A 19253-nucleotide genomic window follows, 5' to 3' on the forward strand; every position below is an offset into this window, starting at 1 on the left:
TATTAGCCGCGCCATGACGACTTCAAAAGACGATAACCCGACTGCCAGCCCGTCGAACGACGCGCCCGCAACCTCCCCCGAAACGCCGGCCGCACCGATCAAGGGCGACCGTATCGCCAAACTGCTCGCCCGCGCCGGGATCGCCTCGCGCCGCGATATCGAGCGGATGATCGCCGAGGGCCGCGTCGCGCTCAACGGCAGCATTCTCGACACGCCTGCGACCATTCTGCGCAACCTCAACGGCGTGACGGTCGATGGCGACCCGGTCGAGGCTCCGAGTTCGGCGCGGCTGTTCCTGTACCACAAGCCGACCGGGCTGCTCGTCACCGAGCGCGATCCCGCCGGGCGTACGACGATCTACGACCGCCTGCCGCGCGAACTGCCGCGGCTGGTGCCGGTCGGTCGCCTCGATCTCAACACCGAGGGGCTGTTGCTGATGACCACCGATGGCGGGCTCAAGCGCCAGCTCGAACTGCCCGCGACCGGCGTTGAGCGTGCCTATCGCGCGCGCGCTTACGGCAACATCACGCAGCCGCAGCTCGAGGAACTGATCGAGGGTATCGAGATCGAAGGCGTCCGCTACGGCTCGATCAACGCGAATATCGAGCGGCGCACTGGCGCGAACGTCTGGATCGAGATGATCCTGACCGAGGGCAAGAATCGCGAAGTTCGCCGCGTGCTGGAGCATCTCGGGTTGCAGGTCTCGCGGCTGATCCGGACGCGTTATGGTCCGTTCGTGCTCGGCGACCTGCCGCCCGGGCAGATCGGCGAAGTGCTCCAGCACGACGTCGTCGCGTTCCAGAAGGAACTGGCCAAGGGTCGACCCGAGGGTCCGGGCGCGCGCGCGAACATCGGGATCAGCGCGAGTGCCGGGGCCGGGGCCGGGATCGGCGCGCGGTCTAGCCAGCGTGGCAGCAATGCGCCGCGGCCGGCTCCGACGGCACGGCCGGCGCCGGGTGCGCGTCCGGTTTCGGGCGCGCGGCCTGTTGCTGGCGTGCGTGCGCCGGTTCGCAGTCCGTATGCGGCGCCTGCAAGCTCGGGCTTTTCGAGCGGCGCGGTACCGACCGATCGTCCGTCGCGACCGGCGCGTCCGGAGCGGATTCGTCCGACCGCAGCGATGCAGCGCGGCGACGTCAACGATCCCTGGGCGCGGCCGGACGTGCGGAATGCCGCTCGGCCGACGGGAACGCATCACGCCCGCCCGACGAGTGGCGAGACCTCGAAGCCGTATGTGCGCCAGGAGCGTGCGGATCGCGGCGAGGAGCTGAGCACGAGCCCCAAGATCAAGCATTTCCGCGCCGCCAAGCCACCGCGGGAGCGCGCTGCGCCGTCGCGAGTCGGTGCGGGCGCTACGGTGCAGCGTCAGGAGCAGCCGCGGGGCTTCCGTCCGCAGGCCGACGATTCGCGGGGGCGCAGTTCACTCGACAAGCGCGCGGCGCGGAGTGCCAGCGGGCGTCCGGGTGCCGAGCCAAGGCCAGTGCGATCGGAGGGTCCGGCGCGGCCTGAACGCGGCAGTCGTGCTACGGCACCGGGCAAGGGTCCGTCGGGAGGGCGCGGTCATCCGCCCCGTGCACCACGTGGAGGGAAGCGCTGATGCGGATCATCGCAGGCCAATGGCGCGGTCGCCCGATCGTCGCGCCCAAGGGGGACTCAACGCGTCCCACCGCCGACCGGATGCGCGAGACGTTATTCTCGATGCTGACGAGCCGCGTCGGGAGCTTCGAAGGGTTGGCAGTCGCCGATCTGTTCGCCGGCTCGGGCGCGCTCGGGATCGAGGCACTTTCACGGGGTGCAGCGACGTGCATGTTCGTGGAATCGGACAAGCTGGCGGTCGACGCGCTGAAGGCCAACCTCGCCAAGCTGGAGATCCGCGGTGATGTCCGCGCCACGTCGGTGATGGCGCTCGGGCCCGCACCGGCGCCGCTAGACGTGATCCTGATGGATCCGCCCTACAACACCGGTGCCGGACTGGTCGCGCTCGACAAGCTGTCGCGGTTGGGTTGGGTCGGACCGGCGACGTGGATCAGCCTGGAGACGGCGAAGGCCGAGGTCGTCGAACTGGCAGGCTTCGAGGTCGACGCCACGCGCGTGCACGGCAAGGCGCGGCTGACGCTGTTGCGGCCGTTGTCAGCGTAAAAGCGTGTTCTCCGCGAAGGCGGGAGCCCAGACTGGGCTCCCGCCTTCGCGGAGAACATTCTACTTCTCGGTCGTGCGGCCCAGAATCAGCAGCCCGCCAAGGCTCAGCATCCCGGCCGCCATCAGATACCCTCCGACCAGCCACAACCCATGTGGCGCCAGCGCCTCCGCGACGATCGGCGCGAGCGCACCGCCCAGCACGCCGCCAAGGTTGAACGTCATCGACACGCCGGTGTAGCGCACCCCCGCCGGAAACAGGCTCGGCAGCCAACCGCCCAGCGGCCCGTACGCGAACCCCATCACGAACAGCGCGCCCGACAGCCACAGCCACACAGTGAACAGCGATCCCGAGCCCAGCATCGGCCCCATCAGCGCGCCGACGCCGATGCACCCGGCAAACCCGATTGCGAGCATCCGCGCCGCGGAGTGCCGGTCCGCCAGCACGCTGGCCACGATCACGCCGCCTGCCAGGAACCAGATCGCGACGAGTTCGACACCGAGGAACGCCTCGCGCGAATAGCCGAGCGTCTTCGTGCCGTAACCGAGCGCGAAGGCGGTCGCGAGGTAGAACAGCGCGAAGCATGCGATGACGCCAAACGTGCCCGCCAGCGTCGCACGAAAATGCTGTGTGAGAAGTGTCGCGATCGGCACCTTGGGGAGCGCCTCGGTAGCCTCCGCTTCCAGGAAGGCGGGAGTCTCGGTCAGCTTCAGCCGCACCCACAGGCCGAGCCCCACGAGGATCGCGCTGAGCAGGAACGGGATGCGCCAACCCCAGGCGATGAACTGCGCCTCGTCGAGGACGAGACCGATGATCAGGAACAGCCCGTTGGCGGCGAGGAAGCCGACTGGTGCACCAAGCGGTGGGAACATGCCCCAGGTGTTCTTGCGATGCGGCGGCGCGTTCTCGACCGCCAACAACGCCGCCCCGCCCCATTCGCCGCCTAAGCCGAGCCCCTGCCCAAGCCGCATCAGGCACAGCAGCGCGGGCGCTATCCAGCCGACTTGTGCATAGGTGGGGAGGAACGCGATCCCGACGGTCGATCCGCCCATCAGCAGCAGCGAGGCGACGAGGGTCGACTTGCGCCCGATCCGATCGCCGAAATGCCCGAACACGATCGCGCCGACCGGGCGGGCGACGAAGGCCAATCCGAACGTCGCATAGCTCAGCAGCAACTGCGCCGAGGCTAACTGTCCCGAAAAGAACAGAGGCCCGAACACCAGTGCCGCGGCGGTCGCGTAGATATAGAAATCGTAGAACTCGACCGCGGTGCCGACTAGGCTGGCGGCGAGGATGCGGCGATGGGAGGCTAGCGTCGTCATGGGCACGGTCTCGCCGGGGAGGCGGTTCCGGTCAACCGATTGCGGCTTACAATCCTCCCCCGCCAAGGGGGGGGCAGCGCGTAGCGACGGAGGGGGAGGAAACGCAACCGAGGTTACCCTTTCCTCCCCCTCCGTCTGGCAAGCGCCAGCCGCCTCCCGCTTGCGGGGGAGGATCAGACTGGGAGGACTATGCGGGCGACGAGGCCCGGGGCGTTGTCGGCGAGTTCGAAATGGCCATCGTGGAGCCGCGCCACCGCCTCGATCAGGGCCATGCCGAGGCCAGCACCGGGCGTCGATCGTGCGCTGTCGAGGCGGCCGAAGCGCTTCAGCGCCTGGGCACGGTCGGAGGCGGCGATGCCAGGGCCGCGGTCCTCGACCTGGATCGCGACGCCGTCGGTGCGGTGGACGATCCGCAGGGTGACTTCGCCACCGCCGGCGCCGTGGCGGAGCGCGTTGTCGATCAGGTTGGTGATTGCCTGGCTGATGAGTTCACGGTGCAGCTTCATCGGCGGAGGGCGGTCGTCGATCGCTATCGTGAAAACGAGGCCGGCATCCTCCGCGACGGGCGCGTAGAGTTCGCCGATCTCCTCAAGCAGGTTCGCCGGCGAGACCTCAATGAAGCGATCGCGTGAGACCGAGCCCGAGCGGCTGATCTCGATCACCATCGTCAGCATCCGCATGACGAGGTCGGTTTCGACCAGAAGCCCGCCCAGCGCCGCTTCCCGAGCGTCGGGATCCGCGATCAGCACCGCCTGCTCGGTCTTGGTGCGCAGACGCGCGAGCGGCGAGCGGAGGTCGTGCGCGAGGCTGTCGGTGACGATCCGCAGTTCGGCCATCACGCCTTCGAGTTTGCCCAGCATGACGTTGAGGCGGGCGGCAAGGCGGTCGAACGCATCGCCCCCGCCCGCGATCATATCGACGCGGCGAGACAAGTCGCCTTCGCCCGCTGCCTCGATCGCCTTGGCGATGCCGTCGAGCCGGCGGCTGACGTAGCGCGTGAGGACAAGCCCTCCGACCACGCCAAGCGCGAGCGACAGGAACACGGCGACCGCGAGTGCGCGTTCGATCGCGCGTTCCTCTGCGGCGATCAGGTCGAGATTGCGACCGGTCAGCAGCCAGTAGCTCCCGAGCGGGTGGAGCGCGTACCCCGTCTCACGTGCCGACCAGAGTTCGTCAGCGCCGAGTCGTGCGATGCGAAACTGCGTGATGCGAAGCGGGACCGCGAGCCGTTCAGGCGCGATGCCGACGACTGCCCTGCCCTTCGGGTCGACCACCGCGAGGACTAGCGAGACATCGCCGGGGACGACTGCGCTGTCGATCGCCTGACGGATCGCGGGGAGACCACCGTTACGCCAGACCGCGCGCAGGGCTTCCGATTGTTCGGTGGTCTCGCGCCGGATCGCGTCGATCGCGTCCGCGCTGGTGGTCTTCCAGACGAAGCCGACCAGCGCGAGGTTGGAGATCAGCGCCAGCGCGATCGAGAGCAGCGCGATTCGGGCTGTTACCGAAAGGCGAATCACCCTTCTACGGCGAGCCGGTAGCCTGCGCCGCGGACCGTATGGAGGATCGGCGTCGGGAACCCTTCCTCGAGCTTGCGACGGAGACGGCCGATATGGACGTCGACGACGTTCGAGCCCGGGTCGAAGTGATAGTTCCAGATCTTCTCGAGCATCATCGTGCGCGTCACTACCTGACCGGCATGGCGGGCAAGGAATTCGAGCAGGTTGAACTCGCGGGCGCCGAGCGGGATCGAGCGGCCGGCGCGGGAGACGGCGCGGGCGAGCAGGTCGATTTCGAGATCACCGACCGAGAGCTTGGTCTTCTGCGGCTCGGTCGCGGCGCGATCAGAGCGGCGGAGCATGGCCTCGATCCGTGCGGACAGTTCGGCGAACGAGAAGGGCTTGCACAGATAATCGTCGGCGCCGGCCTTTAGGCCATCGACGCGATCGTCGACGGCGGCGAGTGCCGACAGGATCAGGACCGGCGTGGCGATGCCAGCCGCGCGAATCGCGCTGACCATCGACAGCCCGTCGAGACCAGGCAGCATGCGGTCCGCTATGATTAGGTCGAAGATGCCTTCGCTCGCGAGAAAAAGGCCGTCGCGGCCGTCTGCACACGCTTCGATTGCATGGCCAGCCTCAGCCAAGCCCTTGGCAAGATAGGCGGATGTCGAGGCGTCGTCCTCGACGATCAGGATCTTGCGGCTCAACGCGGTCTCACCTTCCCTGCCACCGATTTCGGTCACCATCTCCTGCCCTTATAAACGGAAAGGCCGGCGGAAAGAACCCTTCCCGCCGGCCCCCACGGTACCCCCGGGAGTGACGGGCACCGATCTCTGGAAACTCATGTGACCGTTGCTGGCCACGTGGTCGTTCTAGGATCGGGTGGGGGTCAGGGCGATGACCGAGGAGTGACAATTTCGTCATGTTGATGGTTGTTGTGAGGCTCGATACGAAACCGTCCGAGGAATCCACCCAACTTCCTACCCCCGTCATCCCGGCGAACGCCGGGACCCACGGTTGCGGAATGGGTGGTGGTAGTTCGCTATCGCTTGGTCCGCCGTATCCGTGGGTCCCGGCGTTCGCCGGGATGACGGAGGGGGCGCGCAAAGGCGTGAGCCCAGTTTGGGCTCACGCCTTTGCAGCGGAACATGCCTACTTCTTGTCGAGAATCGCAGCGATCGCCGCGCCGACATGCGCGATGTCGGCCATACCGTCGACACGGTGGACCAGGCCTCGTGCGTCGTAGATGGGCAGGATCGGCGCCGTCTTCGCGCGGTATTCGGCCATGCGGTTGTGGACCGTCTCCGCGTTGTCGTCGGGACGACGCTTGAACTCGGTCGAGCCGCAGACGTCGCAGACGCCGGCGACGACCGGCTTCTTGTAGCGATCGTGATAGCCCGTGCCGCACTTGGCGCAGGTGTAGCGGCCGACGACGCGGTCGATCAACGCGGCTTCATCGACGCCGAGTTCGATTACGTAATCGAGCGTCCGACCACGATCGGCGAGCAAGCCATCGAGCGCTTCCGCCTGTGCCGCAGTCCGCGGATAGCCGTCGAAGATGACGCCTTTGGTCGTGTCCGGCTGGTCGAGGCGTTCACCGATGATACCCGACACGATCTCGTCAGACACGAGACCGCCGGACTCCATCACGGACTTCGCCTGAAGGCCGACCGGCGTTCCGGCGGCGACCGCTGCACGCAGCATGTCGCCAGTCGAAAGCTGGACCATGCCGCGCTCGTTGACGAGCGTGGCGGCTTGCGTGCCCTTGCCCGCGCCAGGCGGTCCAAGAAGGATGATATTCACGAAACGCACTCCCCTCGTTCGTGCAGGATTTTTACCGCGTTAGACCCGCGGCTTAACGAAGTCGATTGCCCTTGAGCTTCGCCTTCTTGATCAGGTCGCCATACTGGTGTGCCAGCAGGTGCGACTGGATCTGCGTCACCGTGTCCATCGTCACGTTGACGACGATCAGCAGGCTGGTGCCACCGAGGTAGAACGGGATCTGCAACGCGGTCACCAGATACTCCGGCAACAGGCAGATGATCGTCAGATACGCCGCACCGATGACGGTGATGCGCGTCAGCACGTAATCGAAGTAATTCTCGGTATTCTTGCCCGGGCGGATGCCGGGAATGAACCCGCCATTGCGCTTCAGGTTGTCGGCGGTTTCCTCGGGGTTGAAGACGACCGCGGTGTAGAAAAACGAGAAGAAGATGATGCCGGCGCCGTAGAGCAGCATGTACACGGGCGAACCATGCTGAAGGTACTGGTTGAGGGTGATGATGAAATCACCCCACTTCGATTCACCTGCGACACGCTGACCGGCGAACTGCGAGATCGTCAGCGGCATCAGCAGCAGCGACGACGCGAAGATCGGCGGAATCACACCGGCGGTGTTGATCTTCAGCGGCAGATGGCTGCGGTCGGCCTGCATGCCGCGCTGAGTCTGGCGCTTGGGATACTGGATCAGGATGCGGCGCTGCGCGCGCTCCATGAAGCAGATGAAGAGGATCAGCACGACCACCGCGACGACGATGCCGATCAGCTTGATCGGATCGAGCGAGCCCGAGCGGCCGCCTTCGAGCAGGTTGACCAGCGTGACGGGGAGATGCGCGACGATGCCGGCCATGATGATCAACGAGACGCCGTTGCCGATACCGCGGCTGGTGATCTGCTCGCCTAGCCACATCAGGAACATCGTACCGCCGATCAGCGAGATGACCGCGGCAACACGGAACATCATACCGGGCTCGATGACCGCCTGGATGCCCTGTGCCGCACCCAGCGTCTCAAGGCCTACAGCGATGAAATACCCCTGGACCGCGGTCAGGCCGACGGTGCCGTAGCGCGTGTACTGGTTGAGGCGCTTGCGGCCCGATTCGCCGTCCTTCTTGATGGCGGCGAGCGTCGGCGACAGCGAGGTCGCGAGCTGCACCACGATCGAGGCGGTGATGTAGGGCATCACGCCGAGCGCGATCAGCGACATACGGCTGAGCGAACCGCCAGAGAAGGTGTTGAAGAAATCGAGCACGCCGCCCTGCGTCTGTTGCGAAAGCAGGCCGAGCGCGGTCGGATCGACACCCGGCAGCGGAACATAGCTGAGCAGGCGGAAAATAATCAGCGCACCGATCGTGAACCACAACCGCTTCTTGAGGTCGGTCGCCTTCGCGAATTTCGAAAGGCTGATGCTTTGCGCCATCTGGTCGGCTGCGGATGCCATGCGTGTGATCGTCCTGGAAACAAAGAAGGCGGGATGCGTTATGACCGCCCCCGCCGCTCATATAGGCGCACGGGCGCGCTTGTCTAATGGCTAAGGCGGATATGGATGGGTGGAGGACCACCTCGTCCATTCAATTCCGCCGCCTTGTTGCCCTCACCCCATTCCGTTCGTCCCGAGTAGCCGTCGAGCTTGTCGAGACGGCGTATCGAAGGACTGGCCCGCTCGGGTGTTGTACCTCGATACGAGTTCTCGACTGCGCTCGACCTCTACTCGGCACGAACGGGATGGGGAGAGATGGTGAGGGTTGCCGCGGCGGAGCGTCTCAGACGCCACAAACGAAAAGAGAGGAGGCGCACTCGGCGCCCCCTCCCCCATCAAGGTCAGGCCTTGAACGACGCCTTGTGCGCCGCACGCTCCTTGTACTTCACGCCCTTCTTGGCGGCAGCCTTCTCGGCTGCGGGGACGAAGTGGATCACCTCGACCTTGCCGCCGATCTTCTCGACCGCTTCGATCGCGCCCTTCGACGCGCCGTCGACGGTGAACGAGAGGACCGTGGTCAGCTCGCCCTTGGCGAGGAGGCGGACGCCGTCCTTGCCGCCGCGTGCCAGGCCAGCAGCCTTCAGCGCGTCGTGGTCGAGCGTGGCGTTCGCCTCGATCTTGCCGGCGTCGACCGCGAGCTGGATCGCGCCGAGGTTGACCTCTGCGAAGTCCTTGCGGAAGATATTGTTGAAGCCGCGCTTAGGCAGACGCATGTGCAGTGGCATCTGGCCGCCTTCGAAGCCGGCGATGGACACGCCCTCGCGGCTCTTCTGGCCCTTCTGGCCGCGGCCTGCGGTCTTGCCCTTGCCCGAGCCGATGCCGCGTCCGACGCGCATTTTGGACTTACGGGCACCTTCGTTATCGCGGAGTTCGTTGAGCTTCATGGTAATGCACTCGCTTTCGCTTGTTACGCGCTGGTTGGATAGAATCTGTAATAAGAAAGGGGGCCGTTAGCCCCCTTCCCCGTATTTGTCACTAGGTAGCGTGAAGGCTCAGCCTTCGACCGACACCATGTGCTGCACCTTGCGGATCATGCCGCGGACCTCTGGGCTGTCTTCCAGCTCGCGGGTCTTGTGCATCTTGTTGAGACCGAGACCGATCAGCGTTGCGCGCTGATCCTTCTCGCGGCGGATCGGCGAACCGGTCTGCGTGATCTTGATGGTTGCCATGATCGCTTACTCCGTGATCGCAGCTGCATCGGCCTCGGCGGTCTTCGAACCACCATGGCCGAGCAGGTCGGCGATCTTCTTGCCGCGACGCTGTGCGACGGCCTTGGGCGAGGTCTGCTCGCCAAGGGCCTCGAACGTGGCGCGGATCATGTTGTAGGGGTTCGACGTGCCGACCGACTTGGTCACAACGTCCGCAACGCCCAGCGATTCGAAGACTGCGCGCATCGGGCCACCGGCGATGATGCCCGTACCCTGAGGCGCCGACCGCAGCGTGACCTTGCCGGCACCGAAGTGACCGTTGCCGTCATGATGCAGCGTGCGACCGTCCTTCAACGGAACGCGAACCATCTTCTTCTTGGCAGCAGCCGTCGCCTTCGAGATGGCTTCCGGCACTTCGCGTGCCTTGCCATGACCGAAGCCTGCACGACCCTTGCCGTCGCCGACGACGACCAGTGCCGCGAAGCCGAAGCGCTTACCGCCCTTGACCGTCTTCGAGACGCGGTTGATGTGCACCAGCTTCTCGATCAGCTCTTCGCCGCCATCGTCCGCACCGGGACGACCGCCACGATTGTCGCGACCGCGACCGCCGTCGCGACCACCGCGATTGCCGCCTGGGCCACCGCTGCGGTTGCCACCGGGACCACCACGACCACCGCCGCCGCCGCCGCCGCCACCGGGACCGCCGCGACCGCGACCGCCACCGTTGTTGCCCTGGTAGCCAGTGCTCTGCGGGACATTCTGAGCCGTGACGTCCTGTGCGGTCGTCTCAGGAGCGATTACTGCCGGCGTGTTGTTTTCGTCAGCCATGTCTTAGAACTCCAATCCGGCTTCGCGCGCGGCATCGGCAAGAGCCTTCACGCGACCGTGGTAGAGGAAGCCGCCGCGATCGAACACGACCTGGGTCACGCCCGCTGCCTTCGCAGCCTCGGCGACGCGCTTGCCGACCGAAGTCGCCGCGTCGATGTTGGCGCCGGACGTGCCGCGCACGTCCTTCTCCAGCGTCGAGGCCGATGCGACCGTTGTGCCGGCGGCATCGTCGATCACCTGGGCATAGATGTGCTTGCCCGAGCGATGCACCGACAACCGCGGACGGGTGCCTGCACGTGCGCGGAGCGCGGTACGGTTGCGGCGACGCCGCTTGGCGAAAAGAGAAAGTCCCTTGGTCATTACTTCTTCTTCCCTTCCTTGCGGAAGATGAACTCGCCGTCGTACTTGATACCCTTGCCCTTGTAAGGCTCGGGCTTGCGCCACTGACGAATTTCCGCGGCCAGCTGACCGACCATCTGCTTGTCCGAACCCGAGATCTCGATCGTCGTGTTGTCGGGGGTCTTGACTTCGATCCCCTCCGGCACGTCGATGTTGACGTCGTGGCTGTAGCCGAGCTGCAGCTTGAGGTTACGACCCTGCGCTGCGGCACGATAGCCGACGCCGGTGATCAGCAGCTTCTTGGTGAAGCCTTCCGACACGCCGGTGACCAGGTTCTGCACCATGGTCCGCTGCATGCCCCAGAACGCGCGAGCGCGCTTGGTATCGTTGGCCGGCTGCACCGAAATGCCGCCGTCTTCGATCGTGTAGCTGATCTCGTCGCGAAGCGGCATCTTGAGGGTACCCTTGGGGCCCTTCATCGTCAGCTGCTTGTTCTCGATGGTCGGCGTGATGCCTGCCGGTACGGTGACCGGCTTCTTACCAATGCGGCTCATCAGAACACCTCCGCGAGGACTTCGCCGCCGACGTTCTGCTCGCGTGCTTCGGAATCCGACAGCACGCCGCGGGGCGTCGAGACGATGGTGATGCCGAGGCCGTTACGGACGCGCGGGAGTTCCTGCGAGCCGGAATAGACGCGACGGCCGGGCTTCGAGACGCGCGCGACATGCTTGATCGCAGGCTGGCCCTCGAAATACTTCAGCTCGATGCGAAGGCCGGCCGCGGGGCCCATCTGCTCTTCGCTATAGCCACGGATGTAGCCTTCGCGCTGCAGAACGTCGAGCACGCGGACGCGCAGCTTCGACGCCGGCGTGAGGACGGAGTCCTTCTTCGCGCGCTGGCCATTACGGATACGGGTGAGCAAATCACCCAGGGGATCGGTCACTGCCATGATTTAGTCCTTACCAGCTCGACTTCGTGACGCCGGGGATGAGGCCCTTGTTGGCCAGATCGCGCAGCTGAATACGGCAGAGCCGGAACTTGCGGTAATAGGCGCGCGGGCGACCGGTCAGCTCGCACCGGTTACGGATGCGGGTCGGGTTCGCGTTGCGCGGCAGTGCCGCCATCTTGAGGCGAGCGATCAGACGCTCACCGTCGTCGAGCGTCTTGTCCGCTGCGATCGCCTTCAGTGCCGCGTACTTCGGGGCATACTGCTTGACCATGCGCTTGCGGCGCTCGTTCTTGTTGACTGAACTCAGTTTCGCCATCGACTTAAGTTCTTTCTTTCTTCTGCCCCCTCGCCCCTCCGGGGAGAGGGTCGGGGTGAGGGGCAGCCCAGCAGGACCGCGCCTCCAGTTTTCGGGCGGAGCGAGGGAGACTCACTCCCCCTCACCCCAACCCTCTCCCCGAGGGGAGAGGGAGTTACTTAAGCTGCCTTCTTCTCGTCAGCAGCGTCGTCTTCGATCGGGAACGGGAAACCGAACAGACGGAGAAGCTCGCGAGCCTCGTCGTCGGTCTTTGCGGTCGTCGTCACGATCACATCCATGCCGCGGACCTTGTCGACCCGGTCATAGCTGATTTCTGGGAACACGATCTGCTCCTTGATACCGCAGGCATAGTTGCCACGGCCATCGAAGCTCTTCGGGTTGAGACCGCGAAAATCGCGGACGCGGGGAAGAGCGATCGTGATGAAACGGTCGAGAAACTCGTACATGCGCTCGCGGCGAAGGGTGACCTTCACGCCGATCGGCATGCCTTCACGCAGCTTGAACTGCGCGATCGACTTCTTGGCCTTCGTCACGACAGGCTTCTGGCCGGCGATCAGCTCCATTTCGGAAGCAGCCTGGTCGACCTTCTTCTTGTCCTGCGTAGCTTCGCCGACGCCCATGTTCAGCACGATCTTGTCGAGCCGCGGGATCTCCATGACGTTCTTGTAACCGAACTTCTCGGTCATCGCCTTGATGATCGTCTCGTCATACAGCTTGCGCATGCGCGCAACGTAGACGGCCTCGGTGCCGGCCTGCTCGCCAGTGTTCTGATCAACCATTGATCTTCTCCCCGGTCTTGACGGCGACGCGGACCTTCTTGCCGTCCTGCTCCTCGAAGCGGACGCGGGTCGGCTTGCCGTCGGCGGTCACGTGCGCGACCTTCGAAACGTGCATCGGTGCTTCCTTGCGGATCAAGCCACCCTGCGGGTCACCCTGAGTCGGCTTGGTGTGGCGCACGGCGATGTTGACGCCCGATACGACGACCTTGTCGGTCTTCGGCATGGAGACGGTGACTTCACCGGTCTTGCCCTTGTCCTTGCCGGACAGGACGATGACCTTGTCACCCTTCTTGATACGCTGCGACGCCATTACAGCACCTCCGGCGCAAGGCTGATGATCTTCATGTGCTTCTTGCCGCGCAGCTCGCGAACGACTGGGCCAAAGATACGGGTGCCGATCGGCTCCTCGTTCTTGTTGACCAGCACCGCGGCATTGCCGTCGAAGCGGATGACCGTACCGTCTGCACGGCGGATATCCTTGGCGGTACGCACGATCACCGCGCGGTGAACGTCGCCCTTCTTCACACGGCCACGTGGCTGCGCTTCCTTGATGCTGACGACGATAATGTCGCCAACGCCTGCAACACGACGCTTGGAACCCCCAAGCACCTTGATGCACTGCACCCGCTTCGCGCCGCTGTTGTCAGCGACGTCGAGATTGGACTGCATCTGGATCATGGATCCGTATCCCTTCTCTGTCTCTGGGGTCGATACCGACCGAACCCCGCCTAAAAAATCACCCCGCCACGGACGAACCGCAACGGGGAGGAGCGGCCGCTTAGCCGTTCCATCGATGGAACACAAGGTTCCAATGTAAACCGTCATCCCAGCGAAAGCTGGGATCCAGAGTTATCGAGCGTTACGCCCCTGGCTCTGGATCCTGACTTTCGTCAGGATGACGGGAACCGGTTCGAGCCGATCGCCCCTCACCACTAGATCCCAGCTTTCGCCGGGATGACGGGGTTTGGAGCGTACCAGTTCAGCCCTCGGCCGAAGCCCGCTCCGGCGTCGCGTGGGTGTTGACCCGCTCGATCACCTTCCAGGTCTTCAGCTTGGAGATTGGTGCGGTCTCTTCGATCCGCACGGTCTCGCCCTGCTTGAACTCGTTGCTCTCGTCATGAGCATGATACTTCTTCGAGCGACGGATGATCTTCCCGTAGAGCGGGTGCTTCACCTTACGCTCGACGTTCACGACCACCGTCTTGTCGCCCTTGTCGGACACGACCAGACCGGTCAGCACGCGCTTCGGCATGATACGTTCCTTACTTCGCGGCTTCAGCGCTGGTGCGCTGAGCCTGCAGGGTCTTGATGCGAGCGATGTCGCGGCGGACCTCACGAACGCGGCTCGGCTTTTCGAGCTGGTTCGTGGCGGCCTGGAAGCGCAGGTTGAACTGCTCGCGCTTCAGTTCGCCGAGCGACTCCGACAGCTGGTCGTCGCTCTTGGTCTTCATGTCGTCGATACGAGCCATGATCTTACTCGCCTCCCAGATGCGAGGTGTCGCCCAGGCGGGCAACGACCTTTACCTTGATCGGCAGCTTCATGGCCGCCCGCTCGAACGCCTCGGCGGCGATCTTGCCGTCGACGCCGTCGAGCTCGAACAGGATCCGACCCGGCTTAACGCGAGCGGCCCAGTATTCCGGCGCGCCCTTGCCCTTACCCATGCGGACTTCGGCTGGCTTTCCCGAGACCGGAAGGTCTGGGAAAATGCGGATCCACAAACGCCCCTGGCGCTTCATGTGACGCGTGATCGCGCGGCGGGCCGCCTCGATCTGGCGTGCGGTGATCCGGTCGGGTTCCATCGCCTTGAGGCCGTAGGAGCCGAAATTGAGCGAGAAGCCACTCTTGGCGTCGCCCGAAATCTTGCCCTTGAAGGCCTTCCGGAACTTGGTCTTTTTTGGTTGCAGCATGTCTGTTCCTGCCCCTTAGCGACGATCGTCGCGCTGCGGCCGCACGCCGGAGGTCTGAGCCTCCATCATGATGCGGTCGTACGACGTCGGATCGTTGCCGAGAATCTCGCCCTTGAAGACCCAGACCTTCACGCCGCAAACGCCGTAGGACGTGTGCGCCGTAGCCTCGGCATAATCGATGTTCGCGCGCAGCGTGTGCAACGGAACCCGACCCTCACGATAGCTCTCCGACCGTGCGATCTCGGCGCCGCCGAGACGGCCACCGCAGTTCACCCGGATGCCCTCGGCACCGAGACGCATCGCCGACTGCACCGCACGCTTCATGGCGCGACGGAAGGCGATACGACGCTCGAGCTGATCGGCGATGCCCTGCGCGACGAGACGCGCATCGACTTCCGGCTTGCGGATCTCGACGATGTTCAGCGACACGGTCGACGACGTCATCTTGCCGATCGTCGAACGCAACTTCTCGATGTCCGCACCCTTCTTGCCGATGATCACGCCGGGGCGCGCAGCGAAGATGGAGATACGGGCCAGCTTGGCCGGACGCTCGATGACCACCTTGGAGATCGCGGCCTGCGGCAGCGTCTTCATGATGAATGCGCGGATCTTGAGATCCTCGAGCAGGAGCCGACCATAGTCCGCGCCTTCGGCGTACCAGCGGCTATCCCAGGTACGGTTGATCTGCAGACGCAGACCGATGGGGTTGCTCTTCTGACCCATTATGCTTCTTCCTGCTCGCGCACGACGATGCGCAGACGGCTGAATGGCTTGAGAATGCGGGTCGACTTGCCGCGGCCGCGGGTAGCGAAGCGCTTCATCGTGATCGACTTGCCGACCGAAGCCTCGGCGACGACGAGTGCGTCGACGTCGAGGTTATGGTTGTTCTCGGCGTTGGCGATGGCCGAGGCCAGCACCTTGCGCGCTTCGATCGCCATGCCCTTGGTCGAGAAGGCGAGGATGTTCATCGCATCGCCGACCTTCTTGCCACGGATCAGCGCAGCCACGAGGCCGAGCTTCTGCGCGGAACCACGGATCTGCGTACCGACCGAAAGCGCCTCGTTGTCCGCGACCTTGCGCGGGCTGACTTGCTTAGACATCAGCGCTTGCCCTTCTTGTCGGCGGAGTGGCCGGGGAAGTAGCGCGTGGGCGCGAACTCACCGAGCTTCATGCCGACCATGTCTTCGTTGACCGAGACGGGCACGAACTTGCGGCCGTTATAGACGTTGAACGTGAGACCCACGAACGACGGCAGGATCGTCGAGCGACGCGACCAGGTCTTGATCGGCGAACGCGCGTTGGTGTCCTGGGCGGTTTCTGCCTTCTTGAGCAGATGAAGGTCCACGAAGGGGCCCTTCCAGACTGAACGAGCCATGTTAGCCCTTCCTCTTCGTCGAATGACGCGACCGGATGATCATCTTGTCGGTCGACTTGTTATGACGCGTGCGCGCACCCTTCGTCGGCTTGCCCCAAGGCGTAACCGGATGACGGCCACCCGAGGTACGGCCTTCACCACCGCCATGCGGATGGTCGACCGGGTTCTTGGCGACGCCGCGCGTCAGAGGACGGATACCCATCCAGCGCGAACGGCCTGCCTTGCCCAGGTTCTGGTTCTGGTTGTCGGGGTTCGAGACCGCGCCAACCGTCGCCATGCAATCGCTGCGGATGTAGCGCTGCTCGCCCGAGTTCAGGCGGACCATCACCATGCCCTTGTCGCGACCGACGACCTGCACGTACGTGCCGGCCGAACGGGCGATCTGGCCACCCTTCATCGGCTTCATCTCCACGTTGTGGACGATGGTGCCGACCGGCATCTGACCGAGTTCCATGGCATTGCCTGGCTTCACGTCGGTCTTCTTGGCCGCGAGGACCTTGTCGCCGACGGCCAGACGCTGTGGCGCCAGGATGTAGGCGAGTTCCTCGTCCGGGTACTTGACCAGGGCGATGAACGCGGTGCGGTTGGGATCATACTCGATCCGCTCGACAGTGCCTTCGACGTCCCACTTGCGACGCTTGAAGTCGATGTAGCGGTACTTCTGCTTGTGACCGCCGGCGATGCCGCGCGAGGTCACATGGCCCTTGTTGTTACGACCGCCGGTCTTGTGCTTACCTTCGGTCAGCGCCTTGACGGGGCGGCCCTTCCAGAGCGACGACTTGTCGACCAGGATGAGACCGCGGCGTGCCGGCGATGTCGGATTATAATGCTTGAGTGCCATGGCCTCAGATCCCCGTCGTCACGTCGATGGACTGACCGTCCTTCAACGTCACGATTGCCTTTTTCATGTCGGAGCGCGAGTAGTTCGTGCCCTTCCACTTCTTGGTCTTGCCCTTCTGGACGAGCGTGTTCACGCCGACGACGTTCACGTCGAACAGCGCCTCTACGGCCGCCTTGATCTCGGGCTTCGTGGCATCGTTCGATACCTTGAACACAACCGCGTTGAACTCCGACAGGGTCGTCGTCTTCTCGGTGATGTGCGGCGCGAGGATAACGTCGTAATGACGATTATCGATGCCCGCCTTCTGCTTCTTAGCCATGGAAGCGCGCCTCCAGCTTTTCGACAGCGGCGCGCGTCAGCACCAGCGTGTCATGCTTCAGGATGTCGTAAACGTTCGCGCCGGCAGCCGGCATCACGTTCACTTCGTACAGGTTGCCCGCAGCGAATGCGAAGCTGGTGTCGACCATGTCGCCGTCGATGACGAGCGCACGCTTGCCGAAGCCGAGCTTTGCGAGATCGCCCTGCAGCGTCTTGGTCTTGCCACCCTCGACAGCCAGGCTGTCCATGATGACCAGCGAACCCGCCTTGGCGTGGCTGCTGAGAGCCATCCGCAGGCCGAGCGAGCGAACCTTCTTGTTCAGCGACGGGTTGAAGTCACGAACGCGTGCGCCGTGAGCCTTACCACCACCGATGAACACAGGTGCGCGACGATCGCCGTGACGAGCCGTACCGCCGCCCTTCTGGCGACCGAACTTCTTGCCGGTGCGTGCGACGTCTGCGCGCTCACGGGTGCCACGAGCCGTCTCGCGACGCTTCTCGAGCTGCCAGGTGACGACACGGTGCAGGATGTCGGCGCGCGGATCGAGACCGAAGACCTCGTCGTTGAGCTCGATGTCCGCTGCGTCAGTGCCGGCGAAAGATGAAACCTTGATCTTCACGCTCAGCCCTCCTGGCCGTCGGCTGCAGGTGCGTCGGTCGTTTCGGCCGGCGTGTCTGCTGCGGTGTTGCTATTTGCGGTCTTGAGACCGGCGGGGAACGGTGCGTCGGCATGGCGCGCAACCTTCACCGAGTCCTTGACGAAGAGCCAGCCGCCCTTGGAGCCAGGAACCGAACCCTTGACGAACAGGAGACCACGCTCGACGTCCGTCGATACGATCTCGAGGTTCTGCTGGGTGCGATACTTGTCGCCCATGTGGCCGGCCATCTTCTTGTTCTTGAAGACCTTGCCCGGATCCTGACGCTGACCGGTCGAACCGAGCGAACGGTGCGAGACCGACACGCCGTGGGTTGCCCGCAGACCGCCGAAGCCCCAACGCTTCATGCCGCCCTGGAAGCCCTTACCCTGGGTCTTGCCCTGGATATCGACGATCTGGCCTGCGACGTAATGGTCGGCCGAGATCTCGGCGCCAACGTCGAGCAGGCCGTCTGCGTTCACGCGGAACTCATGGACGACAGCCTTAGGCTCCACTTCGGCCTTGCCGAAATGGCCGCGCTGCGGCTTTGCTACATTCTTCGACTTGGCGACACCTGCACCAAGCTGGACGGCAGTGTAGCCGTCACGATCCATTTCGCGAACGGAAACGACCTGATTGCCTTCGAGTGCCAGAACGGTGACCGGCACGTGCCGACCATCTTCCTGGAACAGGCGGGTCATCCCCATCTTCTTCGCGATCACGCCAGTACGCATGATCTTGTCCCTTCCTAGACAGAGGCCCCGTCGGACTATTCCTCGGGGGCTTGCGGACCATGTCCGGAGCGAGCTCCATGATGCGTCCACCTGACCCCATCCCCGGCAAAAGCCCTGAATGGAGTCGGTTCAACCCGGTAAATACGAAACGTGCCCCCGTCCCGGGCTGGTGTTTCTGCAAGTGCAAAAACGTGACGGGGGACGCTGCCCCGTCGGTTTTCACCGACGGCGGTATCCCAATGTAGAGCGGCGCGGGACCGTTACCGGTCGACCGCGCCGCGCCAGCCCTTAGGCCAGCTTGATCTCTACGTCCACCCCTGCTGCGAGGTCGAGCTTCATGAGCGCATCGACCGTCTGCGGCGTCGGCTGGACGATATCCAGCATACGCTTGTACGTGCGCACCTCGAACTGCTCGCGCGACTTCTTGTCGATGTGCGGGCCGCGGTTCACGGTGAACTTTTCGATGCGCGTCGGAAGGGGAATCGGACCGCGGATGAGCGCGCCGGTGCGGCGTGCGGTGTCGGCGATGTCGCCAGTGGCCTGATCGAGCACACGGTGATCGAACGCCTTCAGACGAATGCGGATATTGCTGTCCATAGTCCCTACCGATGCGAAAGAGCGGGCCCGTTTCTGGGCTCTTGCTGGTTGATGTTTAAACCGAAGGCGGGCCATTACGGGAGAGTCGGGCGAAATGCAACTGGGGGTTGCCGGTTTTCGCCGGTTACGAGCGAGGAATGGGACATCATCGGACGGTGCCCTATCCTCCCCCTTCGTCGCCTACGGCGCCACCTCCCCCTGGCGGGGGAGGATTGTAGATGTCGACGCTTCGCCGCTAAGATCGCCCCGCTACTTGATCCTCCCCCGCC

28 protein-coding genes are annotated in these 19253 nt (G+C 64.4%); 2 read left to right on the forward strand and 26 right to left on the reverse strand.

Translation table 11 applies throughout. The features are described from left to right. Positions 1–13 precede the first annotated feature (13 nt). Together C8J44_RS04680 and rsmD are read left to right on the forward strand one after the other, a co-directional pair. Positions 14–1594 (forward strand): pseudouridine synthase, encoded by a 1581-nt coding sequence (locus tag C8J44_RS04680; RefSeq protein WP_121903505.1) that lies wholly within the window; start codon positions 14–16, stop codon positions 1592–1594. After that, positions 1594–2136, forward strand: coding sequence for a 16S rRNA (guanine(966)-N(2))-methyltransferase RsmD (gene rsmD, locus C8J44_RS04685; protein WP_121903506.1), 543 nt, complete (start codon positions 1594–1596; stop codon positions 2134–2136). Before C8J44_RS04680 ends, rsmD begins: the two co-directional genes overlap by 1 nt. Positions 2137–2196: 60 nt before the next feature. Here rsmD and C8J44_RS04690 read toward each other — a convergent pair whose 3' ends face one another. The 26 genes from C8J44_RS04690 to rpsJ form a co-directional block, all read right to left on the reverse strand. Beyond that, the gene (locus C8J44_RS04690; protein ID WP_404969179.1) at positions 2197–3522 is read right to left on the reverse strand and encodes an MFS transporter; all 1326 of its coding nucleotides are present in this window, start codon (positions 3520–3522) and stop codon (positions 2197–2199) included. 107 nt (positions 3523–3629) lie between these two features. Next, entirely contained in the window at positions 3630–4976 is a 1347-nt protein-coding gene (locus C8J44_RS04695; RefSeq protein ID WP_056486867.1) for a HAMP domain-containing sensor histidine kinase, read from the reverse strand. Continuing rightward, entirely contained in the window at positions 4973–5665 is a 693-nt protein-coding gene (locus C8J44_RS04700) for a response regulator transcription factor (protein ID WP_056050249.1), read from the reverse strand. The genes C8J44_RS04695 and C8J44_RS04700 overlap by 4 nt, the downstream gene beginning before the upstream one ends. A 445-nt stretch (positions 5666–6110) precedes the next feature. Next, the gene (locus tag C8J44_RS04705; RefSeq protein ID WP_121903508.1) at positions 6111–6761 is read right to left on the reverse strand and encodes an adenylate kinase; all 651 of its coding nucleotides are present in this window, start codon (positions 6759–6761) and stop codon (positions 6111–6113) included. A gap of 52 nt (positions 6762–6813) precedes the next feature. Continuing rightward, positions 6814–8178: a preprotein translocase subunit SecY gene (gene secY / locus C8J44_RS04710; protein ID WP_055872627.1), complete on the reverse strand. Its 1365-nt coding sequence runs from the start codon at positions 8176–8178 to the stop codon at positions 6814–6816. Positions 8179–8558: 380 nt separating this feature from the next. Continuing rightward, positions 8559–9101 carry a 50S ribosomal protein L15 gene (gene rplO, locus C8J44_RS04715; protein ID WP_056047631.1) on the reverse strand — a complete coding sequence of 181 codons (543 nt, stop codon included), beginning with the start codon at positions 9099–9101 and terminating at the stop codon, positions 8559–8561. 108 nt (positions 9102–9209) lie between these two features. Beyond that, on the reverse strand, positions 9210–9386 hold the full coding sequence (gene rpmD / locus C8J44_RS04720) for a 50S ribosomal protein L30 (RefSeq protein ID WP_055872633.1): 177 nt from the start codon (positions 9384–9386) through the stop codon (positions 9210–9212). A 6-nt stretch (positions 9387–9392) separates the two neighbouring features. After that, positions 9393–10193, reverse strand: coding sequence for a 30S ribosomal protein S5 (gene rpsE / locus C8J44_RS04725; RefSeq protein WP_121903509.1), 801 nt, complete (start codon positions 10191–10193; stop codon positions 9393–9395). Positions 10194–10196: 3 nt separating this feature from the next. Beyond that, positions 10197–10553: a 50S ribosomal protein L18 gene (gene rplR, locus C8J44_RS04730; protein WP_031393749.1), complete on the reverse strand. Its 357-nt coding sequence runs from the start codon at positions 10551–10553 to the stop codon at positions 10197–10199. Next, complete coding sequence (rplF, locus tag C8J44_RS04735) at positions 10553–11086, reverse strand: 50S ribosomal protein L6 (protein ID WP_056047628.1); 534 nt, start codon at positions 11084–11086, stop codon at positions 10553–10555. Before rplF ends, rplR begins: the two co-directional genes overlap by 1 nt. Next, on the reverse strand, positions 11086–11481 hold the full coding sequence (gene rpsH, locus C8J44_RS04740; protein ID WP_031393751.1) for a 30S ribosomal protein S8: 396 nt from the start codon (positions 11479–11481) through the stop codon (positions 11086–11088). The genes rplF and rpsH overlap by 1 nt, the downstream gene beginning before the upstream one ends. Positions 11482–11491: 10 nt before the next feature. After that, on the reverse strand, positions 11492–11797 hold the full coding sequence (gene rpsN, locus C8J44_RS04745; RefSeq protein WP_056015537.1) for a 30S ribosomal protein S14: 306 nt from the start codon (positions 11795–11797) through the stop codon (positions 11492–11494). A 158-nt stretch (positions 11798–11955) separates the two neighbouring features. After that, positions 11956–12519 (reverse strand): 50S ribosomal protein L5, encoded by a 564-nt coding sequence (gene rplE, locus C8J44_RS04750; RefSeq protein WP_082441396.1) that lies wholly within the window; start codon positions 12517–12519, stop codon positions 11956–11958. 49 nt (positions 12520–12568) lie between these two features. After that, on the reverse strand, positions 12569–12886 hold the full coding sequence (rplX, locus tag C8J44_RS04755) for a 50S ribosomal protein L24 (protein WP_056047623.1): 318 nt from the start codon (positions 12884–12886) through the stop codon (positions 12569–12571). Further along, the gene (gene rplN, locus C8J44_RS04760) at positions 12886–13254 is read right to left on the reverse strand and encodes a 50S ribosomal protein L14 (protein WP_031393755.1); all 369 of its coding nucleotides are present in this window, start codon (positions 13252–13254) and stop codon (positions 12886–12888) included. Before rplN ends, rplX begins: the two co-directional genes overlap by 1 nt. A 301-nt stretch (positions 13255–13555) precedes the next feature. Beyond that, positions 13556–13828, reverse strand: a complete 273-nt coding sequence (gene rpsQ / locus C8J44_RS04765) for a 30S ribosomal protein S17 (RefSeq protein WP_031393756.1) — start codon at positions 13826–13828, stop codon at positions 13556–13558. 10 nt (positions 13829–13838) lie between these two features. Then, positions 13839–14045: a 50S ribosomal protein L29 gene (rpmC, locus tag C8J44_RS04770; RefSeq protein ID WP_055872644.1), complete on the reverse strand. Its 207-nt coding sequence runs from the start codon at positions 14043–14045 to the stop codon at positions 13839–13841. Positions 14046–14049: 4 nt separating this feature from the next. Then, positions 14050–14484: a 50S ribosomal protein L16 gene (gene rplP, locus C8J44_RS04775; RefSeq protein ID WP_031393758.1), complete on the reverse strand. Its 435-nt coding sequence runs from the start codon at positions 14482–14484 to the stop codon at positions 14050–14052. 15 nt (positions 14485–14499) lie between these two features. Continuing rightward, the gene (rpsC, locus tag C8J44_RS04780) at positions 14500–15207 is read right to left on the reverse strand and encodes a 30S ribosomal protein S3 (protein WP_055872646.1); all 708 of its coding nucleotides are present in this window, start codon (positions 15205–15207) and stop codon (positions 14500–14502) included. Then, the gene (rplV, locus tag C8J44_RS04785) at positions 15207–15584 is read right to left on the reverse strand and encodes a 50S ribosomal protein L22 (protein WP_056047621.1); all 378 of its coding nucleotides are present in this window, start codon (positions 15582–15584) and stop codon (positions 15207–15209) included. Before rplV ends, rpsC begins: the two co-directional genes overlap by 1 nt. Further along, the gene (gene rpsS / locus C8J44_RS04790; protein WP_031393761.1) at positions 15584–15859 is read right to left on the reverse strand and encodes a 30S ribosomal protein S19; all 276 of its coding nucleotides are present in this window, start codon (positions 15857–15859) and stop codon (positions 15584–15586) included. The genes rplV and rpsS overlap by 1 nt, the downstream gene beginning before the upstream one ends. Position 15860: 1 nt before the next feature. Further along, positions 15861–16700 carry a 50S ribosomal protein L2 gene (gene rplB / locus C8J44_RS04795; RefSeq protein ID WP_055872649.1) on the reverse strand — a complete coding sequence of 280 codons (840 nt, stop codon included), beginning with the start codon at positions 16698–16700 and terminating at the stop codon, positions 15861–15863. Between the two features lie 4 nt (positions 16701–16704). Beyond that, on the reverse strand, positions 16705–17019 hold the full coding sequence (locus C8J44_RS04800; protein WP_056047618.1) for a 50S ribosomal protein L23: 315 nt from the start codon (positions 17017–17019) through the stop codon (positions 16705–16707). Then, positions 17012–17638: a 50S ribosomal protein L4 gene (gene rplD / locus C8J44_RS04805; RefSeq protein WP_056047616.1), complete on the reverse strand. Its 627-nt coding sequence runs from the start codon at positions 17636–17638 to the stop codon at positions 17012–17014. Before rplD ends, C8J44_RS04800 begins: the two co-directional genes overlap by 8 nt. 2 nt (positions 17639–17640) lie before the next feature. Then, complete coding sequence (gene rplC, locus C8J44_RS04810; RefSeq protein WP_056060507.1) at positions 17641–18387, reverse strand: 50S ribosomal protein L3; 747 nt, start codon at positions 18385–18387, stop codon at positions 17641–17643. Between the two features lie 288 nt (positions 18388–18675). Continuing rightward, the gene (rpsJ, locus tag C8J44_RS04815; RefSeq protein WP_007406109.1) at positions 18676–18984 is read right to left on the reverse strand and encodes a 30S ribosomal protein S10; all 309 of its coding nucleotides are present in this window, start codon (positions 18982–18984) and stop codon (positions 18676–18678) included. Between the last annotated feature and the right edge of the window lie 269 nt (positions 18985–19253).

It is taken from the genome of Sphingomonas sp. PP-CE-3A-406 (assembly GCF_003688625.1).
In the GTDB taxonomy this organism is placed as follows: Bacteria; Pseudomonadota; Alphaproteobacteria; order Sphingomonadales; family Sphingomonadaceae; genus Sphingomonas.

Bases quoted from the DNA above. Each gene is read 5' to 3' on its own strand.
- rpsQ (WP_031393756.1), bottom strand. From the start codon at position 13,828: ATGCCGAAGCGCGTGCTGACCGGTCTGGTCGTGTCCGACAAGGGCGAC.
- rplN (WP_031393755.1), bottom strand. From the start codon at position 13,254: ATGATCCAGATGCAGTCCAATCTCGACGTCGCTGACAACAGCGGCGCG.
- rpsH (WP_031393751.1), bottom strand. From the start codon at position 11,481: ATGGCAGTGACCGATCCCCTGGGTGATTTGCTCACCCGTATCCGTAAT.
- rplV (WP_056047621.1), bottom strand. From the start codon at position 15,584: ATGTCTAAGCAAGTCAGCCCGCGCAAGGTCGCGGACAACGAGGCGCTT.
- C8J44_RS04680 (WP_121903505.1), top strand. From the start codon at position 14: ATGACGACTTCAAAAGACGATAACCCGACTGCCAGCCCGTCGAACGAC.
- rsmD (WP_121903506.1), top strand. From the start codon at position 1,594: ATGCGGATCATCGCAGGCCAATGGCGCGGTCGCCCGATCGTCGCGCCC.
- rplB (WP_055872649.1), bottom strand. From the start codon at position 16,700: ATGGCACTCAAGCATTATAATCCGACATCGCCGGCACGCCGCGGTCTC.
- rplP (WP_031393758.1), bottom strand. From the start codon at position 14,484: ATGCTGCAACCAAAAAAGACCAAGTTCCGGAAGGCCTTCAAGGGCAAG.
- rplC (WP_056060507.1), bottom strand. From the start codon at position 18,387: ATGCGTACTGGCGTGATCGCGAAGAAGATGGGGATGACCCGCCTGTTC.
- rplO (WP_056047631.1), bottom strand. From the start codon at position 9,101: ATGAAGCTCAACGAACTCCGCGATAACGAAGGTGCCCGTAAGTCCAAA.
- rpsN (WP_056015537.1), bottom strand. From the start codon at position 11,797: ATGGCGAAACTGAGTTCAGTCAACAAGAACGAGCGCCGCAAGCGCATG.
- rplX (WP_056047623.1), bottom strand. From the start codon at position 12,886: ATGGCGTCGCAGCGTATCAAGAAGGGTGACAAGGTCATCGTCCTGTCC.
- C8J44_RS04800 (WP_056047618.1), bottom strand. From the start codon at position 17,019: ATGGCTAAGAAGCAGAAGGCGGGCATCGATAATCGTCATTACGACGTT.
- rplR (WP_031393749.1), bottom strand. From the start codon at position 10,553: ATGACCAAGGGACTTTCTCTTTTCGCCAAGCGGCGTCGCCGCAACCGT.
- rpmC (WP_055872644.1), bottom strand. From the start codon at position 14,045: ATGGCTCGTATCGACGACATGAAGACCAAGAGCGACGACCAGCTGTCG.
- rpsE (WP_121903509.1), bottom strand. From the start codon at position 10,193: ATGGCTGACGAAAACAACACGCCGGCAGTAATCGCTCCTGAGACGACC.
- secY (WP_055872627.1), bottom strand. From the start codon at position 8,178: ATGGCATCCGCAGCCGACCAGATGGCGCAAAGCATCAGCCTTTCGAAA.
- rplF (WP_056047628.1), bottom strand. From the start codon at position 11,086: ATGAGCCGCATTGGTAAGAAGCCGGTCACCGTACCGGCAGGCATCACG.
- rpmD (WP_055872633.1), bottom strand. From the start codon at position 9,386: ATGGCAACCATCAAGATCACGCAGACCGGTTCGCCGATCCGCCGCGAG.
- rplE (WP_082441396.1), bottom strand. From the start codon at position 12,519: ATGCGCAAGCTGTATGACGAGACGATCATCAAGGCGATGACCGAGAAG.
- rpsJ (WP_007406109.1), bottom strand. From the start codon at position 18,984: ATGGACAGCAATATCCGCATTCGTCTGAAGGCGTTCGATCACCGTGTG.
- rpsC (WP_055872646.1), bottom strand. From the start codon at position 15,207: ATGGGTCAGAAGAGCAACCCCATCGGTCTGCGTCTGCAGATCAACCGT.
- rpsS (WP_031393761.1), bottom strand. From the start codon at position 15,859: ATGGCTCGTTCAGTCTGGAAGGGCCCCTTCGTGGACCTTCATCTGCTC.